This is a genomic window from Pseudoxanthomonas suwonensis, from assembly GCF_000972865.1.
Classification (GTDB): Bacteria; Pseudomonadota; Gammaproteobacteria; order Xanthomonadales; family Xanthomonadaceae; genus Pseudoxanthomonas; species Pseudoxanthomonas suwonensis_B.
The window spans coordinates 748,784-768,512 of record NZ_CP011144.1 but is presented as its reverse complement, the minus strand read 5'-3'; the positions used below and the strand labels follow the sequence as shown (position 1 = coordinate 768,512).

At 72.1% G+C, this 19,729-nt stretch carries 15 protein-coding genes; 8 read left to right on the top strand and 7 right to left on the bottom strand.

Going from position 1 to position 19,729, the window contains the following annotated elements:
- Window positions 1-298: 298 nt before the first annotated feature.
- Window positions 299-769: a 23S rRNA (pseudouridine(1915)-N(3))-methyltransferase RlmH gene (rlmH, locus tag WQ53_RS03285; protein ID WP_052633903.1), complete on the top strand. Its 471-nt coding sequence runs from the start codon at window positions 299-301 to the stop codon at window positions 767-769.
- Between the two features lie 245 nt (window positions 770-1,014).
- On the opposite strand, the gene WQ53_RS03280 is transcribed toward rlmH, so the two are convergent.
- A complete protein-coding gene (locus WQ53_RS03280) occupies window positions 1,015-1,674 on the bottom strand; it encodes an energy transducer TonB (RefSeq protein ID WP_052630374.1) in 660 nt (219 codons plus the stop codon).
- A 241-nt stretch (window positions 1,675-1,915) separates the two neighbouring features.
- A complete protein-coding gene (locus WQ53_RS03275; protein WP_052630372.1) occupies window positions 1,916-2,629 on the bottom strand; it encodes an SIMPL domain-containing protein in 714 nt (237 codons plus the stop codon).
- A gap of 151 nt (window positions 2,630-2,780) precedes the next feature.
- Here WQ53_RS03275 and WQ53_RS03270 point away from each other — a divergent pair, with 151 nt between their 5' ends.
- The 3 genes from WQ53_RS03270 to WQ53_RS03260 all read left to right on the top strand — a co-directional run bounded on the left by WQ53_RS03270 (window position 2,781) and on the right by WQ53_RS03260 (window position 8,848).
- Window positions 2,781-3,386: a Maf family protein gene (locus WQ53_RS03270; protein ID WP_052630371.1), complete on the top strand. Its 606-nt coding sequence runs from the start codon at window positions 2,781-2,783 to the stop codon at window positions 3,384-3,386.
- A gap of 8 nt (window positions 3,387-3,394) precedes the next feature.
- A complete protein-coding gene (rng, locus tag WQ53_RS03265; protein ID WP_052630369.1) occupies window positions 3,395-4,882 on the top strand; it encodes a ribonuclease G in 1,488 nt (495 codons plus the stop codon).
- Window positions 4,883-4,993: 111 nt separating this feature from the next.
- The gene (locus tag WQ53_RS03260) at window positions 4,994-8,848 is read left to right on the top strand and encodes a YhdP family protein (protein ID WP_052633902.1); all 3,855 of its coding nucleotides are present in this window, start codon (window positions 4,994-4,996) and stop codon (window positions 8,846-8,848) included.
- A 313-nt stretch (window positions 8,849-9,161) separates the two neighbouring features.
- Here the strand turns inward: WQ53_RS03260 and WQ53_RS03255 are convergent, their stop codons facing one another.
- The gene (locus tag WQ53_RS03255; protein ID WP_052630367.1) at window positions 9,162-9,893 is read right to left on the bottom strand and encodes a DUF6065 family protein; all 732 of its coding nucleotides are present in this window, start codon (window positions 9,891-9,893) and stop codon (window positions 9,162-9,164) included.
- Between the two features lie 139 nt (window positions 9,894-10,032).
- Here WQ53_RS03255 and tldD point away from each other — a divergent pair, with 139 nt between their 5' ends.
- Entirely contained in the window at window positions 10,033-11,478 is a 1,446-nt protein-coding gene (gene tldD / locus WQ53_RS03250) for a metalloprotease TldD (protein WP_052630365.1), read from the top strand.
- 38 nt (window positions 11,479-11,516) lie between these two features.
- Here tldD and yjgA read toward each other — a convergent pair whose 3' ends face one another.
- The gene (yjgA, locus tag WQ53_RS03245) at window positions 11,517-12,104 is read right to left on the bottom strand and encodes a ribosome biogenesis factor YjgA (protein WP_052630363.1); all 588 of its coding nucleotides are present in this window, start codon (window positions 12,102-12,104) and stop codon (window positions 11,517-11,519) included.
- Window positions 12,105-12,661: 557 nt separating this feature from the next.
- Here yjgA and pmbA point away from each other — a divergent pair.
- Complete coding sequence (pmbA, locus tag WQ53_RS03240) at window positions 12,662-14,017, top strand: metalloprotease PmbA (protein ID WP_052630361.1); 1,356 nt, start codon at window positions 12,662-12,664, stop codon at window positions 14,015-14,017.
- Window positions 14,018-14,093: 76 nt separating this feature from the next.
- The gene (locus tag WQ53_RS03235) at window positions 14,094-14,504 is read left to right on the top strand and encodes a DUF4870 domain-containing protein (protein ID WP_052630359.1); all 411 of its coding nucleotides are present in this window, start codon (window positions 14,094-14,096) and stop codon (window positions 14,502-14,504) included.
- 283 nt (window positions 14,505-14,787) lie between these two features.
- On the opposite strand, the gene WQ53_RS03230 is transcribed toward WQ53_RS03235, so the two are convergent.
- From WQ53_RS03230 to tilS, 3 genes are read right to left on the bottom strand one after another with little or no spacing between them, the layout of a single operon-like run.
- The gene (locus WQ53_RS03230) at window positions 14,788-15,720 is read right to left on the bottom strand and encodes a polyprenyl synthetase family protein (protein ID WP_052630357.1); all 933 of its coding nucleotides are present in this window, start codon (window positions 15,718-15,720) and stop codon (window positions 14,788-14,790) included.
- Window positions 15,710-15,967, bottom strand: a complete 258-nt coding sequence (locus WQ53_RS03225; RefSeq protein WP_052630355.1) for an exodeoxyribonuclease VII small subunit — start codon at window positions 15,965-15,967, stop codon at window positions 15,710-15,712. Before WQ53_RS03225 ends, WQ53_RS03230 begins: the two co-directional genes overlap by 11 nt.
- 59 nt (window positions 15,968-16,026) lie before the next feature.
- A complete protein-coding gene (gene tilS / locus WQ53_RS03220; RefSeq protein ID WP_052630353.1) occupies window positions 16,027-17,400 on the bottom strand; it encodes a tRNA lysidine(34) synthetase TilS in 1,374 nt (457 codons plus the stop codon).
- 465 nt (window positions 17,401-17,865) lie between these two features.
- Between tilS and WQ53_RS03215 the strand changes: the two genes are divergently transcribed.
- On the top strand, window positions 17,866-19,716 hold the full coding sequence (locus tag WQ53_RS03215) for an ATP-binding response regulator (protein ID WP_052630351.1): 1,851 nt from the start codon (window positions 17,866-17,868) through the stop codon (window positions 19,714-19,716).
- Window positions 19,717-19,729 lie beyond the last annotated feature (13 nt).

Here is a 19,729-nt window from a genome sequence, read left to right as displayed (position 1 = left end):
CATGTCGTCCGCAAGACCGGCTCTTGCCCAGGCAAGAACGCTCCGCTGCTTCTTGTAGGAGCTGGCTTCAGCCGGCGACACGCCACGCCGGTACAGGCGACTCCCTCGTGATTCCGACGCCCGTGTCGCCGGTTAAACCCGGCTCCTACAAGACCGGGCCATGTCGCGCGGCCGGCAGGCCGGATCTTCGCGCCGGCCAGGTCGTTGCCGGCGGGTCGGCGCTGCGGTCGGCATGCCGCATCCGCCGTCCGGTCTTGCCGATCCCGTAGCGCCGGCCCTGGCGGCTACCATGGCCGCCATGAAGGCACGACTGATCGCCACCGGCGAACGCGCTCCGTCCTGGGTGGCGGAGGGCTTCGCCGAGTACCGCAAGCGGCTCTCGCACTGGCTGCCGCTGGAACTGGTCGAGGTCGAGCCCGGGCTGCGCGGCAAGGGCCGCGATCCGCAGCGCGCGATCGAGGACGAGGGCCGCCGCGTGCTGGCCGCGCTGCCGAAGAACGCGCACGTCGTCGCGCTGGACGTGCCCGGCAAGGCGTGGTCGTCGGAGCAGCTGGCGCAGCGGATGGAGCACTGGCGCCAGCAGGGCCGCGACCTGGCGTTCCTGGTCGGCGGGCCCGAGGGCCACGCGCCGGAGGTGCTGGCCGCCGCATCCGAATCCTGGTCGCTGGGACCGTTGACCCTGCCGCACATGCTGGTGCGGCTGGTGGTGGCCGAACAGCTGTACCGCGCCGCGGCGATGCTGGCCAACCATCCCTACCACCGCGCCTGAGCGCGATCCTCGGCAACGCGACCGCACTGATCCCTCCCTTTGCACGCACTGCGAAGGGGTGAGGAGGGCTGCTTGCACGCCCTTGGCGTGCGGCCCGATGAACGCCCGAAGGCTGTGCCTGAGGGCCGCACGGATCAGGGAGGGAGTGCTTTGGCTTCTGCGCGGAGGGACCGGCAAGAGCAGAAACGCTTACCCCCACCCATCCTCCCCCTGCCGCTGCGCGGCAAGGGGAGGCGCAGAGCGCGCTACTGCAGGCTGAAGCCGATCGGCACCAGCCCCCAGGCCTGGACCGGGCGGCCGTCGCGCATCGCCGGTTCGAAGCGCCAGCGCTGCTGCACCTGGCGCACCGCCTCGCGGTCCAGCGAACGGTGGCCGCTGCTGCGGTCGACGATCACTTCCAGCGGGCGGCCGTCGACGTCGACCAGCACGCGCAACAGCACGGTGCCCTGGGCGCCGGCCTTGATCGCGTCGCGCGGGTAGGGCGGCGGCGGGGCGACCGCGTAGCGCAGCTGCGCGCCCTGCAGGGGCTGGCCGAGATCGACGGGTGCGAGATCGGGCGGGCCGACCGTTTCCGTGGCCGTTTCGGCCTGCAGGGTGCCCTGGTCGACGACCGCCGGCGCGAGCACCGGCTGCGTGCGTTGCACCGGCGCCGTCTGCGGGCGCGGTGGGGTCACGGTGCGCGGCTGTTCGACCAGTTGCGGCGGCAGCGGCGGGATCGGCACGACCTGCGTGACTTGCCAGCGTGGCGGCGCCGGTTCCTTGCGGACTTCGGCGGGCGGGGCCTGGGTCAGCGGCAGCAGCAGGACCAGCAGCGCCAGCGCGTGCACGGCCATGGCGAAGCTGATGGCGAGGATGCGCGAGGCATCGAGGCGGCGAGACACATCGGACGGCAGCGTGCGAACCATGATCCACCTCCATTGCGGGAATGACGGAGGAAACAACGCACGGACAGGGCGGCCGGGGTTAGCCGCGATGGCCGGTTCCAGACTGCGCCTGGAATGGAGGCTGTTGCAAGAGGGGATGCGGATGGATCGACCAAGGTCGTAGGCCGCGGCATGGGGGAGCGGTAGTGTGTGTGGCGTGGCCGGTCGGAACCGGCCCTGCCCGACTTGCGGAAGCCGCCGCTTCGAGAAGCGAAGGACCGCCTCAGCGCCCCAGCTCGAACACCACCTCCAGCTGCACCGACACGCTGCTCTCGCCCGGTGCCACCGGGGTGCTGTCGTAGGCCTCGGCCCTCATCGCCATGCGTGGCATCGGTATCGGCATCCCGCCGCCGCCCTCGCCGATGCTGACGATCCGGCGCACGCGCAGGCCCAGTGCAGCGGCGTAGGTCTCCGCGCGCGCCTGCGCGCGCTTGAGCGCCTCGAGCCGGGCCTGGTCGTACAGTGGTTCCGGATTGTCGATGCCGAAGCTGGGGCCGTTGACCTGGTTGGCGCCGCTGGCCACCAGCGCGTCGAGCACCTGGCCCATCTTGGCCACGTCGCGCAGCTTGATGCTCACGTTGTTGCTGGCCTGGTAGCCAGTGATCCGCGGCGGCTGGTTCTCTTCGTAGCGGTATTGCGGGTTGAGGTGGATGCCGCTGGTCTGCACGTCCCTGTCGGCCACGCCGGCCGCCTTCACCGCGGCCAGCACCCGGTTCATCTGCTCGGCGTTCTGGCGCATGGCGGCGTTGCCGTCGGCGGCCTGGGTGACCACCCCGGCCGAGACCGTGGCGATGTCCGGCGCCCGGCGTGCCTCGGCCTGGGCCGAGACCGACAGCAGGGTCGCGTCGGCGGGTACGGTGGGGGTCGCCTGGGCGCCGTCGGCGGCCGGGGCGGACAATGCGACCGCGGCGAGCAGGGCGGCGAGGGAATGGCGCATCGGGAATCTCCTTGTCGGTATGTGCGGCACATGGACTGCGCGGCAGGGTCGGTTCGCACGGATGAACGCGCCGTGAGCCCGGGCGGGGTCGAGCCCGTTCCCGGGCCCGCGAGCCACGGTTCAGCCAGCTGCCGCGGGTTATCCTGTGCCCATGCTGTATCTGGCCTCGAAATCCCCCCGCCGGGCCGAACTCCTCGAACGGCTGGGCCTGTCCCACCGCGTGCTCGACGTCGACGTCCCGGAAGTCCGGGCGCCGGGCGAGGACGCGGCCGCCTACGTGCGCCGCGTGGCCCGCGACAAGGCCCGCGCCGGCTGGGCGCAGGTGGCCGCCGAACCGGATGCGCGCGTGCTCGGCGCCGACACCGAGGTGGTGCTGGACGAGGAGGTGTTCGGCAAGCCGGCCGATGCCGCCGACGCGGCGGCCATGCTGCGGCGCCTGTCCGGATGCACCCACACCGTGCTGTCGGCGGTGGTGGTGGTCGACGCGGCCGGCGAGCGCGAGGCGCTGTCGGCGACCGAGGTGCGCTTCGCGCCGCTGGACGAGGCGCGGATCGCCGCCTACGTCGCCACCGGCGAGCCGATGGGCAAGGCCGGCGCGTATGCGATCCAGGGCCGCGCCGAGGCCTTCGTCGAACACCTGGCCGGCAGCTATTCCGGAGTGATGGGCCTGCCGCTGCACGAGACCGCGCGCCTGCTCGACGCCGCGGCCGAAGCGGCCGCCGAAGACGCCGGCGCCCGCGTCGCCGTGGCCGGGTGAGGGCGGGCATGTCCGAGGAGATCCTGGTCAACGTCACCCCGCGCGAGACCCGCGTGGCGGTGGTCGAGAACGGCATGCTGCAGGAGCTGCACATCGAGCGCGGCTGGCGGCGCGGGGTGGTCGGCAACATCTACAAGGGCCGCGTGCAGCGGGTGATGCCGGGCATGCAGGCCGCGTTCGTCGAGGTCGGGCTGGAGCGCGCCGCGTTCCTGCACGCCAACGACGTGGTCCGCCCGGCGCCGGTGGATGCAGGGATCGCCGACGACGCACCGCCGCTGCCGCTGCCCACGCCCTCGATCGTCGAGCTGCTGCGCGACGGCCAGGAGATCGTGGTCCAGGTGGTCAAGGACCCGATCGGGACCAAGGGCGCGCGCCTGACCACCCAGATCAGCATTCCCTCGCGCTACCTGGTGCTGCTGCCGCAGTCGCGCACCGTCGGCGTGTCGGCGCGGATCGAGGACGAGGCCGAGCGCCTGCGCCTGAAGACCCTGGTCTCCGACCTGTCCGCCAGCCACGGCGGCCACGGTTACATCGTCCGCACCAACGCCGAAGGCCAGCCGGCCGAGGCGCTGGCCGAGGACATCGCCTACCTGGCCCGGGTCTGGAACGTGGTCGAGCGCCGCGGCCGCGAGGCGTCGGCCGGCAGCGTCATCTACGAGGACCTGAGCCTGCCGCTGCGCGCGGTGCGCGACCTGATCCGGCGCGACGTGGAGAAGGTGCGGGTCGACTCGCGCGACACCTACGACCGGCTGCAGGCGTTCGTCGCCAAGTACATGCCGGTGCTGGCCGAGAAGATCGAGCTGTACGCCGGCGACCGCCCGATCTTCGACCTGTACGGGGTCGAGGACGAGATCGGCCGCGCCCTGGACAAGCAGGTGCCGCTGAAGTCCGGCGGCTACTTGGTCATCGACCAGACCGAGGCGATGACCACCATCGACGTCAACACCGGTTCGTTCCTAGGCCAGCGCAACCTCGAGGAGACGGTGTACCGCACCAACCTGGAGGCCGCGCAGGCGGTGGCCCGCCAGCTGCGCCTGCGCAACCTGGGCGGGATCATCATCATCGACTTCATCGACATGTCCGATCCGGAGCACCGCCGCCAGGTGCTGCGCACGCTGGAGAAGTCGCTGGCCCGCGACCACGCCAAGACCACGGTCTACGACTTCTCGCCGCTGGGCCTGGTCGAGATGACCCGCAAGCGCACGGTCGAAAGCCTGGAGCGACAGCTGTCGGAGACCTGTCCGCAGTGCGGCGGCCGCGGCTCGGTCAAGACCGCCGAGACGGTGACCTACGAGATCTTCCGCGAGATCACCCGCGCGGTGCGCCAGTTCGACGCCGCGCGCCTGCTGGTGATCGCCTCGCCCAAGGTGGTGGCGCGGATCACCGAGGAGGAGTCGGCCGCGGTGGCCGAGCTGGAGGAGTTCCTCGGCAAGAGCATCCGCTTCCAGGCGGACGAGCAGTACCTGCAGGAGCAGTTCGATGTGGTGCTGCTTTAAGGGGGAGAGCCGGGAACGGGGAACGGGCAATGAAGGCAACGGCCGCACCCCGCTGACTGCGCTTCCCGTTTCCTGCTACCCGTTCCCCGCCTCGCGCGGAGCGTGGCGCTGATGCCAACCCCGATCCGCCGCCGCCTGCGCCTGGCCCGTCGCTGGACCGCCTACCTGCTGGCGGTGGTGCTGGTGCTGATGGCGCTGGTGCTGGGCGCGGCCAGCCAGGTGCTGCCGCTGGCCGAGCGCCATCCCGAGCGCATCGCCGCCTGGCTGAGCGAGAAGGCCGGCCGACCGGTGAGCTTCGAGCGGGTCAAGACGCAATGGACCCGGCGCGGCCCGCTGCTGCAGCTGGAAGGCCTGCACATCGGCGAGGCCGACGGCGGCGTGCGCATCGGCCAGGCCGAGGTGCTGCTGTCGATGTACGCCGGGCTGCTGCCGGGGCGCTCGTTCACCGAGCTGCGCCTGCGCGGCCCCTCGCTCACCCTGGAGCGTGGCGACGACGGCCGCTGGTCGGTGCGCGGCCTGCCGATGACCGGCAGCACCGCCGATCCGCTCGACTACCTGGAAGGGCTGGGCGAACTGCAGGTGATCGGCGGCGAGCTGGAGGTGCGCGCGCCGCAGCTGGGCCTGCGCACGCGGATCCCGGATATCGACCTGCGCCTGCAGGTGAACGGTCGCCACGTCGTCGCCGGCGCGCGGGCGCACATCCGCCCCGACGCGGCGCCGGCGACGCTGGCCCTGGAATTCGACCGCGACAGCGGCGACGGCCGCGCCTGGTTCGACCTCGATACCGAGGAGCTGGGCGCATGGGCGCCGCTGCTGCACTTCGCCGGGATCGCGCCGGCCGAAGGCCGCGGCCAGGTCGAGGCCTGGGGCGAACTGCGCGGCCACCGCGTGGTGCTGGCGACCACCCGGTTCCAGCTGCGCCACCTGCTGCTGGCCGGCACCCCGCTGGACGACGGCCTGCTGCCGCAGGTGCGGCTGGACGAACTGCGCGGCCGCGCGCGCTGGCGCGTCACCGCTGATGGCTGGCGCCTGGACGCACCGCTGCTGCGGGTAAGCGACCAGCGCGGCGCGCAGACCCTGGACGGACTGGTCGTCGCCGGCGGCGGTCGCTACGCGCTGCTGGCCGACGAGATCGATGCGACGCCGCTGCTGGCGGTGGCCGCACTGAGCGACCGCCTGCCGCCGGCGTTGCGCAGCTGGATGGTGCAGGCGGCGCCGCAGGCCGAGCTGTCGCAGCTGGAAGTGGCCGGCGTGCGCGGCGGGCCCCTGCGCGTGCAGGGACGGCTGGAGCGCGTGGCCTTCGCTGCGGTCGGCGATGCGCCGGGCCTGGACGGGCTCGCCGGTCGGTTCGAAGGCGACGGCCAGGGCTGGGAGCTGGCGCTGGATCCGCGCAGCGCGCTGCGCTTCGACTGGCCCAGCGGTTTCGGCGTGGTCCACGACCTGGCGCTGGATGGCCGCCTGCTGGCCTGGCGCGAAGGCGACGGCTGGGAGGTGGCGACGCCGGCGCTGCGCATCGACGGCGCCGACTACGGCGCGCAGGCGCGCGGCGGGATGTGGTTCCAGGGCGACGGCACCCGGCCGTGGATCGGCCTGGCCGTCGAACTGGACGATGCGCCGGTGCAGGTGGCCAGCAAGTTCTGGATCCACCACAAGATGTCGCCGGCGGCGGTGGACTGGCTGGACATGGCGCTGCAGGACGGCACCGTCGCCGGTGGCCGCGCCCTGGTCGCCGGCGACCTGGACGATTGGCCGTTCGTGCACGACAACGGCCGCTTCGAGGCGACCGCCACGATCCGCGACGGCCGCATCCGCTTCCAGGAAGACTGGCCGGAGCTGGAGTCGCTGCAGGCCGAGGTGGCCTTCGTCGGCAACGGCTTCACCGTGCAGGGCCGCGGCGCGATCGACGGTGTGCCGGTGCAGCGACTGCAGGCTGGCATCGCCGATTTCGGCGACGCGCCGCTGCGCGTGCGCGCCGGCAGCCGCGGCGACGCTGCGCGGTTGCTGGAACTGCTGCGGCACAGCCCGCTGAACGAAGAGAACGCCGAGACCCTGGCCAACCTCGAGGTGTCCGGCCCGGCGACCACCGGCTTCGCCCTGGAGCTGCCGCTGGGCAGCGGCCGCGGGTCGGCCGTGATCGACGGCAGCGTGGCCCTGGAGGGCGCGCGCCTGGCCGAGAAGCGCTGGAACCTGGCGTTCGAGGACGTGCGCGGCAACGTCCGCTTCGACGGCACCGGCTTCGAGGCCGGCCAGCTGGCGGTGCGGCACGGCGGCCAGGACGGCACCCTGGCGCTGCGCTCGGGCCGGCACGTGCAGGATACGGCGAACCTGTTCGAGGCCGCCCTGCACGTGCCGCTGGACGCGGCCGACCTGTTCGCCCGCGCGCCCGAACTGGACTGGCTGGCGCCGCGCGTGCACGGCCGCTCGCCGTGGACGCTGGAGGTCACGCTGCCGAAGCGTCCGCTGGGCGCGACCACCGGCACGCTGCGGCTGGGCTCGTCGCTGGTGGGCACTACGCTGGACCTGCCCTCGCCGCTGGCCAAGCCGGCCGCCGAACCACTGCCGACCACGGTGCAGGTCGGCCTGCCGCTGGGCAGCGGCGCGATCGACGTGGTCTTCGGCGAGCGCATGGCACTGCGCGCGCGCCAGCAGAACGGGCAGACCGGCGTGCGGGTGAAGCTGGGCGGCGCCTCGGTCGATGCCGACCCGCCGGCCTCGGGCATGGTCATCGGCGGGCGCACCGCCTCGCTCGACGCGCTGGAATGGATCGGCCTGGCCAAGGGCGGCGGCGAGGGCGGCGGCGTGCCGCTGCGCGAGGTCGACGTGCTCGCCGACGAACTGCACCTGCTCGGCGGCGTGTTCCCGTCGACCCGGCTGACCCTGCGCCCCGGTGCACAGGCGCTGGAAGTGAAGGTCGACGGCCCGGCCCTGGCCGGCACCGTGAGCGTGCCCGAGCAGGACGGCGGCGCCGTGCAGGGCCACTTCACCCGCCTGCACTGGCAGCCGCCGCAGGCGCGGGGTGGCGCCGCGGCGGACCGGCTGGCGGCCGGGACCGAAGACGACGAGGCGGACGCCGCCCGCGCCACCGCCGATGCCGGCTTCGATCCGGCCGCGATCCCGCCGCTGGCGCTGGACGTGGATGACCTGCGCTACCGCGACGCCGCGCTGGGCCAGGCCTCGCTGCGCACGCGCCCGGTGCCCGGCGGCCTGCGCGTGGAGCGCCTGCAGGTGCACGCCGGCGAACACAGGATCGAGGGCGGCGGCGAATGGCTGGGCCGCGGCGATGCCGCGCGCACCCACCTGAAGCTGCAGGTGGACAGTCGCGACATGGGCCGGCTGATGGACGGGCTCGGCTACCGCAACTGGCTGGCGCGTGGCGAGGGCCAGGTCCGCTTCGACGCCAGCTGGCCGGGTACGCCGGCCGGATTCCGCCTCGCCGGCCTGCAGGGCAACCTGCACATCGCCGCCCGCGACGGCCAGCTGCTGGAAGTGGAGCCCGGCGCAGGCCGCGTGCTCGGGCTGTTCAGCCTGGCCCAGCTGCCGCGGCGGATGATGCTCGACTTCCGCGACTTCTTCTCCAGAGGCTTCGCCTTCGACCGGCTGGAAGGCAGCGTGCGCTTCGCCGATGGCCAGGCGCATACCGACGACATGCTGATCGACGGCCCGGCGGCCGACATCCGCATCCGCGGCAACACCGACCTGCGCGCGCAGCGCTTCGACCAGACCATCGACGTGCTGCCCAAGTCAGGCAACCTGCTCACCGTGGTCGGCGCGGTGGCCGGCGGCCCGGTCGGCGCGGCGATGGGCGCGGCGGCCAACGCGGTGCTGTCGCGGCCGCTGGGCGAGATCGGCGCGAAGACCTATCGGGTCAGCGGGCCGTGGAAGGAGCCGAAGGTGGAAGTGATCAGCCGCGAGCAGTCGCGACGCGACGAGGATGACGTGACCGGGCGCGATGCCGGGATGCACTGAGCGGCTGGTGCCGCCGGCTCTGTGAAGCCCCTCTCCCTCCGGGGTGAGACCGCACGGCTTGCGCGCCATTGGCGCGCGTGCGGTTGAACGCCCGCGCCGCTGGCGCGGGCCGGGGCGCGGAGCGGGGGTTGGGGAGAGGGTCGGGGTGGCTGCAGAGGCTCAAATCGCCGTCGCGCTCCCGTACCCTCATCCGCCCTTCGGGCACCTTCTCGCGGAGGGAGAAGGGAAGTGCTTCGGTGCTCCGAAGCGGCGCAGGTCTTGGTTGGCTTCTTTGGAGGGCTCGCCGCTGAAGCCTCGGTGTTACCCGAAACATCTACTCGCCGCCGCGCACGAAGTTCGGCAACCGCAACTTCACCCGGTGCCCCTCCGCCGGACAGCCGTGCATGTCCACGCCACGGAAGTAGCCCCGCTGCCACTGTTCGCGCGCAGCATCCGAATCCGGTTTCGGCAGGTCCTCGAGGAAGTGGCCGCGGCTGGCGGTCCAGCGGCGGTGCTGCTCGTCCAGGTCGGGCGTTTCGGAGATCGGCCGCCATTCGGCCCGTGCGTCCGCCAGCAGCGCGCGCTGCAGCGGCAGCAGGTGGCAGAACGGCTCGCCGGCGTCGAAACGCACCCGTCCGGGCCGGGTGAACTTCCAGTTCATGGTGAAGGTGTAGGGACTCCAGTCGGTCTCGACCAGGCCGGTGAGCGCGGCGATGCCGTCCTTGGGCCGGTTGAGCGGCGCGGTCGCCATCAGCTCCACGCCCGGGTCGGTGCGCAACAAGCAGGGCACGTGGAAGGTGAGCACGCCGTAGCCGAAGTGGCTGAGCGCCGGCGCGGCGGTGCCCGGGTCGGGCAGCACGCGCACTGCCTCCAGCGCGTCGCCGCCGTCCCATTCGGCATGGAAACCGGTCTGGCACAGCAGCTCCCAGCCGTACGCGTTCGCCATGTCCAGCGGCAGGCAGCGGTAGGCGTAGCGCTGGTCGGTGCGGTCCATCCATTCGCGCTCGCGCGGCGCGGGACGGATGTCCAGGGTGTGGCCATCGAGGACGTGGGCGGTGATCTTCATGCAGCGGTTTCCGTGGCGGATGCGTGGCCGGGACGGAAGCGGTGAAGGCGGTTCCGGGCCGTGCTGTCATCATAGGCGTCCGCGCGCTGCCCCCGTGGCCGCGCTTGCCTTCCCTGCCGCGCGCCCCCATCGAGTGACGATGACCGACTCCGCCCTGACCCTCGCCGAATCCCGCCTGCTGCTGCCCGGCGGCCTCGATCCCTCCGCGCTGGACCGCGCCTTCGGCGCGCTGCTGGGCCCAGGCATCGACTTCGGCGACCTGTACTTCCAGCATTCGCGGCGCGAGAGCTGGACGGTGGAGGACCGCATCGTCAAGGACGGCGCCCACTCGATCGAGCAGGGCGTGGGCGTGCGCGCGATCAGCGGCGAGAAGACCGGCTTCGCTTATTCGGACGACATCAACGCCGACGCGCTGCGCCTGGCCGCCGGTTCGGCGCGGGCGATCGCCCGTGACGGCGCTGCGCACGCGCCGCGCTCGCTGGTGCGTGCCGGCGGGCATGCCTTGTATCCGGCGCTGGATCCGGTCGACGGCATGGGCAACGAGGACAAGGTCGAGCTGCTGCGAACGCTGGACCGGCTGCTGCGCGCGGCCGACCCGCGCGTGATCCAGGTCTCGGTGAGCCTGTCCGGAGGCGTGGACACGGTGCTGGTGGCGCGCAGCGACGGCGTGCTCGCCGCCGACGTGCGGCCGCTGGTGCGGCTCAACGTGCAGGTGATCGTGGAGCAGGGCGGGCGCCGCGAGTCGGGCTATGCCGGCGGCGGTGGGCGTTATTCGTACGAGGAACTGTTCTCCGGCGGGCGCCCGGAGAAGCTGGCGCGCGAGGCGCTGCGCCAGGCGCTGGTCAACCTCGACGCGGTCGATGCGCCGGCCGGCACCATGCCGGTGGTGCTCGGCGCCGGTTGGCCGGGCGTGCTGCTGCACGAGGCGGTCGGCCACGGCCTGGAAGGCGACTTCAACCGCAAGGGCACCTCAACCTACGCCGGGCGGATGGGCCAGCGCGTGGCCGCGCCGGGCGTGACCATCGTCGACGACGGCACCCTCGACGGCCGCCGCGGCTCGCTCAACATCGACGACGAGGGCACGCCCACGCGCTGCACCACGCTGATCGAGGACGGGGTGCTGGTGGGCTACATGCAGGACACGCTCAACGCGCGGCTGATGGGCATGGCCCCGACCGGCAACGGCCGGCGCGAGTCGTTCGCGCACCTGGTGATGCCGCGCATGACCAACACCTACATGCTGGCCGGCCGGCACGACCCGGAGGAGATGATCCGCTCGGTGAAGAAGGGCCTGTATGCGGTCAACTTCGGCGGCGGCCAGGTCGACATCACCAGCGGCAAGTACGTGTTCTCGGCGACCGAGGCCTACCTGATCGAGGACGGCAGGGTCACCGCGCCGGTGAAGGGCGCCACCATCATCGGCAACGGGCCGGAGACGATGCAGAAGGTGCGCATGGTCGGCCACGACCTGGCCCTGGACGAGGGCGTGGGGGTGTGCGGCAAGGACGGGCAGAGCGTGCCGGTCGGCGTGGGCCAGCCGTCGCTGCTGATCGATGGGCTGACCGTGGGCGGCACGCGGGCGTGAGGCGCGGCATGGCCGCGTGCGCGCGTGCGCCGGGCGGATCAGTCCTCGCGGTCTTCGTCGTCGAAGGCCACGGCATCGCCGTCGGAGCCGGCTTCCCGGTCATGGGTGCCGCCGACCAGCAGCGCTCGCAGTTCGCGGAACAGTTCGCGGAAGGCGCGCGGCGGCTTGTTGCGCTTGCGTTCCTCCAGGGCGTTGCGGACCAGCTGGCGCAGGTGCTGGCGGTCGGCCGCGGGGTGTTCTTCCAGCAGTTCGGCCAAGGCCGCGTCGCCGTCGGCGAGCAGGCGGTCGCGCCAGGCTTCGACGCGGTGCATGGCGGCCACTTCGCGGCGGGCGGCGACACCGTCCTCGTCGAGGGCGTCGCGGATCGCCTCCAGGGTTTCGTCATCCTCGCGCCGCATCTGCTTGGCCAGGAAGGCGAGCTGGCGCTTGCGGGCGATGTGGGCGGTGATCCTGCGGGTCTGCTCGATGTGCGGGAGCAGGTCCTCGGGGATCGGCAGCTTGGCCAGCTGGCTGGGCGTGAGGCTGGCGAGCTTTTCGGCCAGCTCCAGCACTTCCAGCGCTTCGCGGCGCTGCTGGCTGCGGCTGGGGGAGAGGTATTCGCCGGTGTCTTCGTCGCGTCCGCGCATGGGGCTGGGGTTCTGTCGTGTGCCGGGGATTCTACCCGGGCCGGCCTGAATTCCGGCGCGGAGGGGCCGGGAGCCGTTGGCGGGAGCCGGCTTGCCGGCAACGCCGCGCTGCGGGTGCCGAGATGCTCGACCGGCAACGGCAACGGCAACGGCGAAAGCGGCGGGCGTGGTCGGCTCCGGATGGAGCCACGGCATGCAGGGGATGTCGCGGCAGCGGCCATGGATGGCCGCGTCCGCGAGTGGGCACAGGGATATGCCCCCGAGCGGACCGCGACATCCCCTGCACGCCACGTCTTCAGCGAACGTGACGATCATGGCTTCGTCAATGAACAGCACGACTGCGCTGCCGCATGCATCAGTCACCTCCTGCCGTCGTCCCCGCGCAGGCGGGGACCCAGCGACTTGGCTGTCGCGCGCCTGCCGTTGCGAAAGACACTGGGTCCCCGCCTGCGCGGGGACGACGGCGGGTTCGGGCCGCATGCCTATTCCCGGCGCCGCGCGGTCGTCACCGCGAACCCGCTCGACTCGAACAACAGGAATTCCTTGAGGTGCAACACGTGAACGACATCGCGCGCAACGACGACAGCGGCGCCCGGCTGGACCGGCTGGCGGAGATATCGCAGCGGCTGCTGGCGCGGGCGAAGGCGCTGGGCGCCAGCCAGGCCGAGGTGAGCTGCAGCGAGGAGCATGGGCTGAACGTGTCGGTGCGCCTGGGCGAAGTGGAGACGGTCGAGTCCACCCGCGACCGCGGCATCGCCGTGACCGTGCACTTCGGCCAGCGCAAGGGCAGTGCCAGTACCGCCGACCTGCAGGAGTCCAGCCTGGAGGCCACGGTCGAACAGGCCTGCGCGATCGCCCGGCACACCGAGGACGATCCGGCCGCCGGCCTGGCCGACGCGACGCTGATGGCGCGTGAGTTCCCGGACCTGGATACCTGGCACCCGTGGCGGCTGGATGCCGACGAGGCCATCGACCTGGCCCTGGCCTGCGAGGCGGCCGGTCGCGAGGCCGATTCGCGCATCGCCAACTCCGATGGTGCTTCGTTCGGCAGCGGCGGCAGCCTGTCGGTGTACGCCAACAGCCACGGTTTTGTCGGCCGCGAGCGCGAGACCCAGCATTCGCTGGGGGTGGCGCTGATCGCCGGGCAGGGCGACGGGATGCAGCGCGACGGCTGGTACAGCATCGGCCTGGCCCGCGGCGACCTGGAGTCGCCGGCGGCGATCGGCCGCCGCGCCGCCGAACGCGCCGCCTCGCGGCTGGATCCGCGCAGTGCGCCGACCGGCGAGTACCCGGTGCTGTTCTCGGCCGAGATCGCCCGCTCGCTGGTCGGGCACCTGCTCAACGCGGTGTCCGGCGGCGCGCTGTACCGGCGCGCCAGTTTCCTGCTCGACAGCGTCGGCACGCGGCTGTTCCCGGAGTGGTTCGCGGTCGACGAGCACCCGCTGCTGCGCCACGGCCTGCGCTCGACCCCGTTCGATGCCGACGGCGTGGCCACCCGCGACAGCGCGCTGGTCGCCGGCGGGGTGCTGCAGCGCTACGTGCTGGGCAGCTATTCGGCGCGCAAGCTGGGCCTGCAGACCACCGCCAACGCCGGCGGCGTGCACAACCTGCAGGTCACCGCCAATGCCGGCACGCTGGACGAACTGGTGCGCGGCATGGGCCGCGGGCTGCTGGTGACCGAGCTGATGGGACAGGGCGTCAACCCGGTGACCGGCGACTATTCGCGCGGCGCGGCCGGCTTCTGGGTGGAGGACGGCGCGGTCGCGTACCCGGTCGACGAGCTGACCATTGCCGGCAACCTGCGTGCCATGTTCGCCGCGATCGAGGCGGTGGGCGGCCAGGCCGATCCGCGCTCGCACATCCGCACCGGGCCGATCCTGGTGGGGCGCATGACCGTTGCAGGGGGCGGATGACGTATCCTCGGATGTGAGGCGCCGGCGACGGGGGCGGCGCCGTATCCGTCCAGACATCAACTTGAAGGGGAACGAGATGAGCGAGTTCGAGACCTATACCGCACCGCCACCGGCGCCGGAAGGCGCCGCCAGCCGCGAAGAGCGGCAATGGGCGCTGTTCGGCCACCTGTCGGCGCTGACCGGCCTGTTCACCGGCGGCGTGGGCAACATCGTCGGCCCGCTGATCATCTGGCTGGTCAAGAAGGACACCATGCCCTTCGCCAGCGACCAGGCCAAGGAAGCGCTGAACTTCAACATCACCCTGCTGATCATCGGCGTGATCCTGTTCCTGATCACCCTGCTGACCTTCGGTCTCGGGGTGATCATCACTGCGCCGCTGGGCCTGCTGCTGTTCATCGCCTGGCTGATCCTGACCATCGTCGCCGCGATCAAGGCGAACGACGGCATCGCCTACCGCTATCCGTTCACCCTGCGGCTGGTGAAGTAGCGCGCGACGGATCCGTTGCGGAGAACACGGGGCCCGGCAATGTCCGGGCCCTTTTCCATGCAGGAGCCGATTCATCGGCGAACCTACGGCGTCGGCACAGGCGACGGCCTTGTGATCCTGGCGCCCGTGTCGCCAGCAAGCTGTGCTCCTACAAGATGCGCGCGGTTGCTGTTGTAGGAGCCGGGTTCAGCCGGCGACCCGACGCCGTCGGCACAGGCGACGCCCTCACGTTCCGGCCGCCCGTGTCGCCCATGAATGGGCTCCTGCAGAAGGCGGGCGGGATTCAGTGCGAGCGCCGTACCGCCAGTTCGCCCAGCGCGGCCAGCGTCGCGGCCCGGGGGGCGAGCGGCGCCAGCGCCTGGTCCATCGCCACGGCCAGCTCGCCGAGCTTGGCGCGCGCGCCGTCCATGCCCAGCAGGGTGGGGTAGGTGGATTTGTCCTGGGCGGCGTCCTTGCCCGCGGTCTTGCCCAACTGTTCGGAGCTGGCCTCGATGTCGAGCAGGTCGTCGCGCACCTGGAAGGCCAGGCCGAGCGCAGCGGCGAACATGTCCAGCTGGGCCAGCGTAGCGGCGTCGGCGCCGCCGGCCAGAGCGCCCATGCGCACCGCGGCGCGGATCAGCGCGCCGGTCTTGAGCGCATGCATCCGCTGCAGCCGAGAAAGCGAAAAAAAGGGGTCAGGTTCATTTTCCGCGAGCGGAAAATGAACCTGACCCCTTTTTCTTCCCCCCCCTCCGGTGGCGTCGATGTCCAATGCCTGGCCGCCGCACATGCCGGCCACGCCGGAGGCGTCGGCCAGCGTTCGTACCCAGTCGATGCGCAGCTGCGCCGGGGCGTCGACCGCGGCCAGCGCGGAGAAGGCCAGGGTCTGCAGCGCGTCGCCGGTGAGGATCGCGGTGGCTTCGTCGAAGGCCACGTGCACGGTCGGTCGGCCGCGGCGCAGGTCGTCGTCATCCATCGCCGGCAGGTCGTCGTGGACCAGCGAGTAGGCGTGGACCAGCTCGACCGCCGCTGCCGGCGCGTCGAGCAGCGCCTCGTCGGCGCCCAGCGCGGTGCCCGCGGCATAGACCAGCAGCGGCCGCATGCGCTTGCCGCCGCCGAGGCTGGCGTGGCGCATCGCCGCGTGCAGCCGCGACGGCTCGCCGGACGGGTCCGGAAGCAGGCGTTCGAGCGTGGCCTCGGTGCGCGCCGCCCAGCGCGCGAAGTCCTCAGTCGCCATCGGGACCGGCGAAGGGCTGGGCGCTGTCGGGCTGTTCCGGATCGGTGAGCAGGCGCACGCGCAGTTCGGCCTGTTCCAGCGCGGCCTGGCAGCGGCGGTAGAGGCCGACGCCGCGCTCGTAGGCGGCCAGCGAGTCCTCCAGGCTCATCTCCCCGTGTTCCATCTTCTCGACCAGCTGTTCGAGTTCATCCAGCGACTGCTCGAACTGGGCGACCGGCGAGGCGTCTTGGGTGGCTTTCTTGGACATGCGCGAAGTGTGCGCGGTGCAGTGGGGAAGGGTCAACGCAGGCTGAAAAGGGGTCAGGTTCATTTTCCGCAAGCGGAAAATGAACCTGACCCCTTTTCAGCGGACCCCTTTTCAGCGGGCGGATGCCAGGCCAGGTGCCAGCCGCGGGCGTGCAGCCACTGTGCCAGGCCGTCGCCCCAGACCACGTCGCCGGCCGCCAGCAGGCGGCCGGTGGCATCCGACAGCAGCGGCAGGTGCGCGCGTCGCCAGGGTGGCACGCCGCGTTCCTGCAGCAGGTGCTTGAGCGGGCGCGAGTGCGCGCGTCCGGGCAGGACGATGCGCTCGCCGCCCTGGCGGGCGTGGACGCGCAGCGGGGCATCGAACCCGGTCGTGGCGCCACCCTCGCCATCGCGCAGCAGCAGCTGTCCTCCGTCGGGCAACGGCAGCGGTTGATGGCCATCCCATTGCGCGCTCCATTGCGCCGGCAACGGCTCGCGCACGCGGTCGGCGTGGAGGAAGTCGCGCCAGCGCAGCACCCGTGCCCCGGCCCAGGCGAAGGTCGCGCGGGCGTCTTCGCGCGCGCCGAGCAGGATGTGTTCGATCCGCTCCACTCCGCGCGCAGGCAGCGGCGGCAGGTCGAGTGCACGGATCCAGTGCCGCAGCAGGCGTGCGCGCCGCTCGGCCGGCAGGGCCTTCAGCGCCGGCACGCGCAGCGTGCGCGCATCGTCGCCGGTGTGGATGCGCAGCAGCGCCTTGTCCTCCTGCGCCAGCAACGCGTCGGTTTGCGCGCACAGCGCGGCGCTGCGCGCCAGCGAGGTGGATGCGTGCGGCCAGCGTGTCCGCAGCAGCGGCAGCACCTGCAGGCGCAGGAAGTTGCGGTCCGGGTCGGGCAGGGCGTTGCTGGGATCCTCGATCCAGGACAGGCCGTGCGCTTGCGCATGGGCGAGCAGCGCCTCGCGCGGCTGCGACAGCAACGGACGCCACTGCCAGGCCTGTCCCAGCGGGCGCAGCGGCCGCATCGAACCCAGGCCTTCGGGACCGGAGGCACGCAGCGCGCGCAGCAGGAAGGTCTCGGCCTGGTCGTCCAGATGGTGCGCGGTGACCAGTACGTCGCCCGGTGCCAGGACTGCGGACAGGGCCGCATAGCGCGCCTCGCGTGCGGCTGCTTCCAGGCCTTGGCCGGCGTCGCGCGCGATGTTCACACGCAAAGTTTCGAAGGCGATCCCCAGTTCCGCGGCCTGTCGCCGGCAATGCGCGGCCCAGGCGTCGGCCTGCGCCTGCAGGCCATGGTGGACGTGCACCGCACGCAAGCCGCGCGCGTGCAGGTCGGGCCGCGCGGCCAGACCATGCAGCAGCACGGTCGAATCCAGGCCGCCGCTGTAGGCGACCACGAGGGCGCCACCGGCCACTTCGTCTGGCAGGTCCGGCAGGTGGATCGGTGGGCATGCGGCCATGCCCTCAATCGTAGCGGGTGTGCTCTAGAGGGTGTCCGGCGGCCAGGACTCCGCGACGGGCCGGATCGCGCGGCCGGTTCCAGGGCGTCCCTTCCGGGCGGCGGCACCGGTCCGCCGTCCACCTTGCCTCCCCGCACCGGGCGCAAGACAAGCGTCCTTGCGCGGCCGGTCGGCGGGGCCTCCCATGGCAGCTCCCGCCTTGCCGGCGGCTGAAGCGCCTCCCGGCACCAACTTCGGATAAATCCGGCCAAATGCCTTGAAACGGCTCTTGGCAAGGGTGGGGCCGGCTGCCGGTCGGCCGCCCGGTGGCCCGCCGTGCGCGGCGGCGTGGCCTGCCGGTTGCAGTAGCTGCGTTTTCCCCGGTTGTCAGGGGATGCGCATCCTGCTCGCGAAGGAAGGGCCACGCCCATGTCCGCCATCGTTCCCGGCGAGCCTTCGAGCTCGCCGGAATGTCCGGTTCTTCCCATGCGCCGGGGCGATACCCGTGGCGGGCTGGTACGCACGCTGGCGCGGCTGGCGCTGCTGCCGGCGATCGTCGTGGGGCTGTCGCTGGCCGCCGTGATGCATGGGATGCAGTACCGGGAGTTGCAGCGGATCGGAGAGGATGGCGACCTGGCGCTTGCCGGACAGGCCGCCGTAGCCGTGGCGACGATGCTGGAGCGCGGCGACCACGACCGCTTGCGCCTGCGGATGGCCGGCATGAGCCAGCGGCACGGCCTGGCGCGCATCGTCGTCATGGACGCGGACGGCGCCGTGCTGGCGGACAGCGGGATCGGCGCCGGGAGCGCGTACCAGACTCAGGCCGAAATCGCGGGCGTGGACGGACGCCGCATCGGCACGCTGCGGATCGAGAACGAACGCCGGCCGATCGCCGCGGCGCAACGCTCCAGCCTGTTCACCTCCGTCGCGCTGCTGCTGTTGCTGTTCTCGGTGGCCACGGCGATCGCCTGGCGCGCCGCGGGCAGGATCGGCAGGCCGATCATCGAACTCGCCGGCGCGATCGCGCCGCGCGGGAGCGGCCGGGTGTTGCGTCCGGTCGCGGTGACCGGCAAGGACGAGGTGCGGCAGCTGCAGGAGGGGTTCAACGCCACCGTCGCGGCGCTGCAGGACTCCAGCCGCTACATGCAGCGGCAGATCGAACGCGCGACGCTGGAACTCGAGCGCAAGAACGCGGCCCTGGAGACCGCCAACCAGGCGCGCGCGAGGTTCCTGGCCGCCGCCAGCCACGACCTGCGCCAGCCGTTGTCGGCGCTGACCCTGTTCTCGTCGGCGTTGACCCTGGGCGAGAAGGACCCGGTGCGGCTGTCGCGGATCAACCACATCCAGGAATGCGTCGACTCGCTCGACCACCTGTTCAACTCCCTCCTGGACCTGTCGCGCCTGGAGGCCGGCGCGATGCAGCCCGCGATCGGCGAATTCGCCCTCGACGGTCTGTTCGACGAAGTCAGCCGGACCTTCCGCATGGGCGCAGAGCAGCGCGGACTGCGCCTGATCGTGCGCAAGACCGACGCCTGGGTGCGCTGCGACCGGGTCATGCTGTCCCGCATCCTCAACAATCTGGTCTGCAACGCGATCCGCTACACTGCCGAAGGCGGCGTCCTGATCGCCGCGCGCTGCCGCGCCGGCAGGATCCGCATCGACGTCTGGGATACCGGACCCGGCATCCCGCCGGAGCAGCACCAGCGCGTGTTCGAGGAGTTCTTCCAGGGACACAGCCATGCGCCGGTGCCGCCGGGCGAGCGCCGCGGCCTGGGCCTGGGCCTGGCGACGGTGCAGCGTCTGTGCGCCCTGCTCGACGTGCCGATCGCGCTGAAGTCCAGGTTGGGACGGGGCACGCTCTTCGCCATCGAAGTACCAGCGGCGGCGCGGGTGGCTTGCCATGAGGGTGATCCGACACCCGAGCCGCCGCTGGACGTGACCGGGTTGCGCGTGCTCGCCATAGACGACGAGCCGGCGATCCTCGAGGGCTTGCGGATACTGATGGAGAGCTGGGGTTGCATCGTGGCCACCGCCGCGGACGGCGTCGAGGCGATGCGGGTGGCCAGGTCGTGGCCGATCCCCCCCGACATCGTCGTCAGCGATCTGCAGCTGGGCGGTGGCCGCAGCGGGCTGGACGTCATCCGTGCGCTGCAGGGGCACTACCGCGGCAAGGGGTTCGGGGATTTCGCACGCCTGCTGATCACCGGCGAGACCAAACACGAGCGGCTGCGCGAGATAAGCGCGGCGCGCATCCCGGTGTTGTACAAGCCGGTGACTCCGGAGCAGCTGCGCGAGGCGATGATGGCCACGATCGCAGTCCGGCAGGTGGCGGCTTGACCTGCGCGCGCCC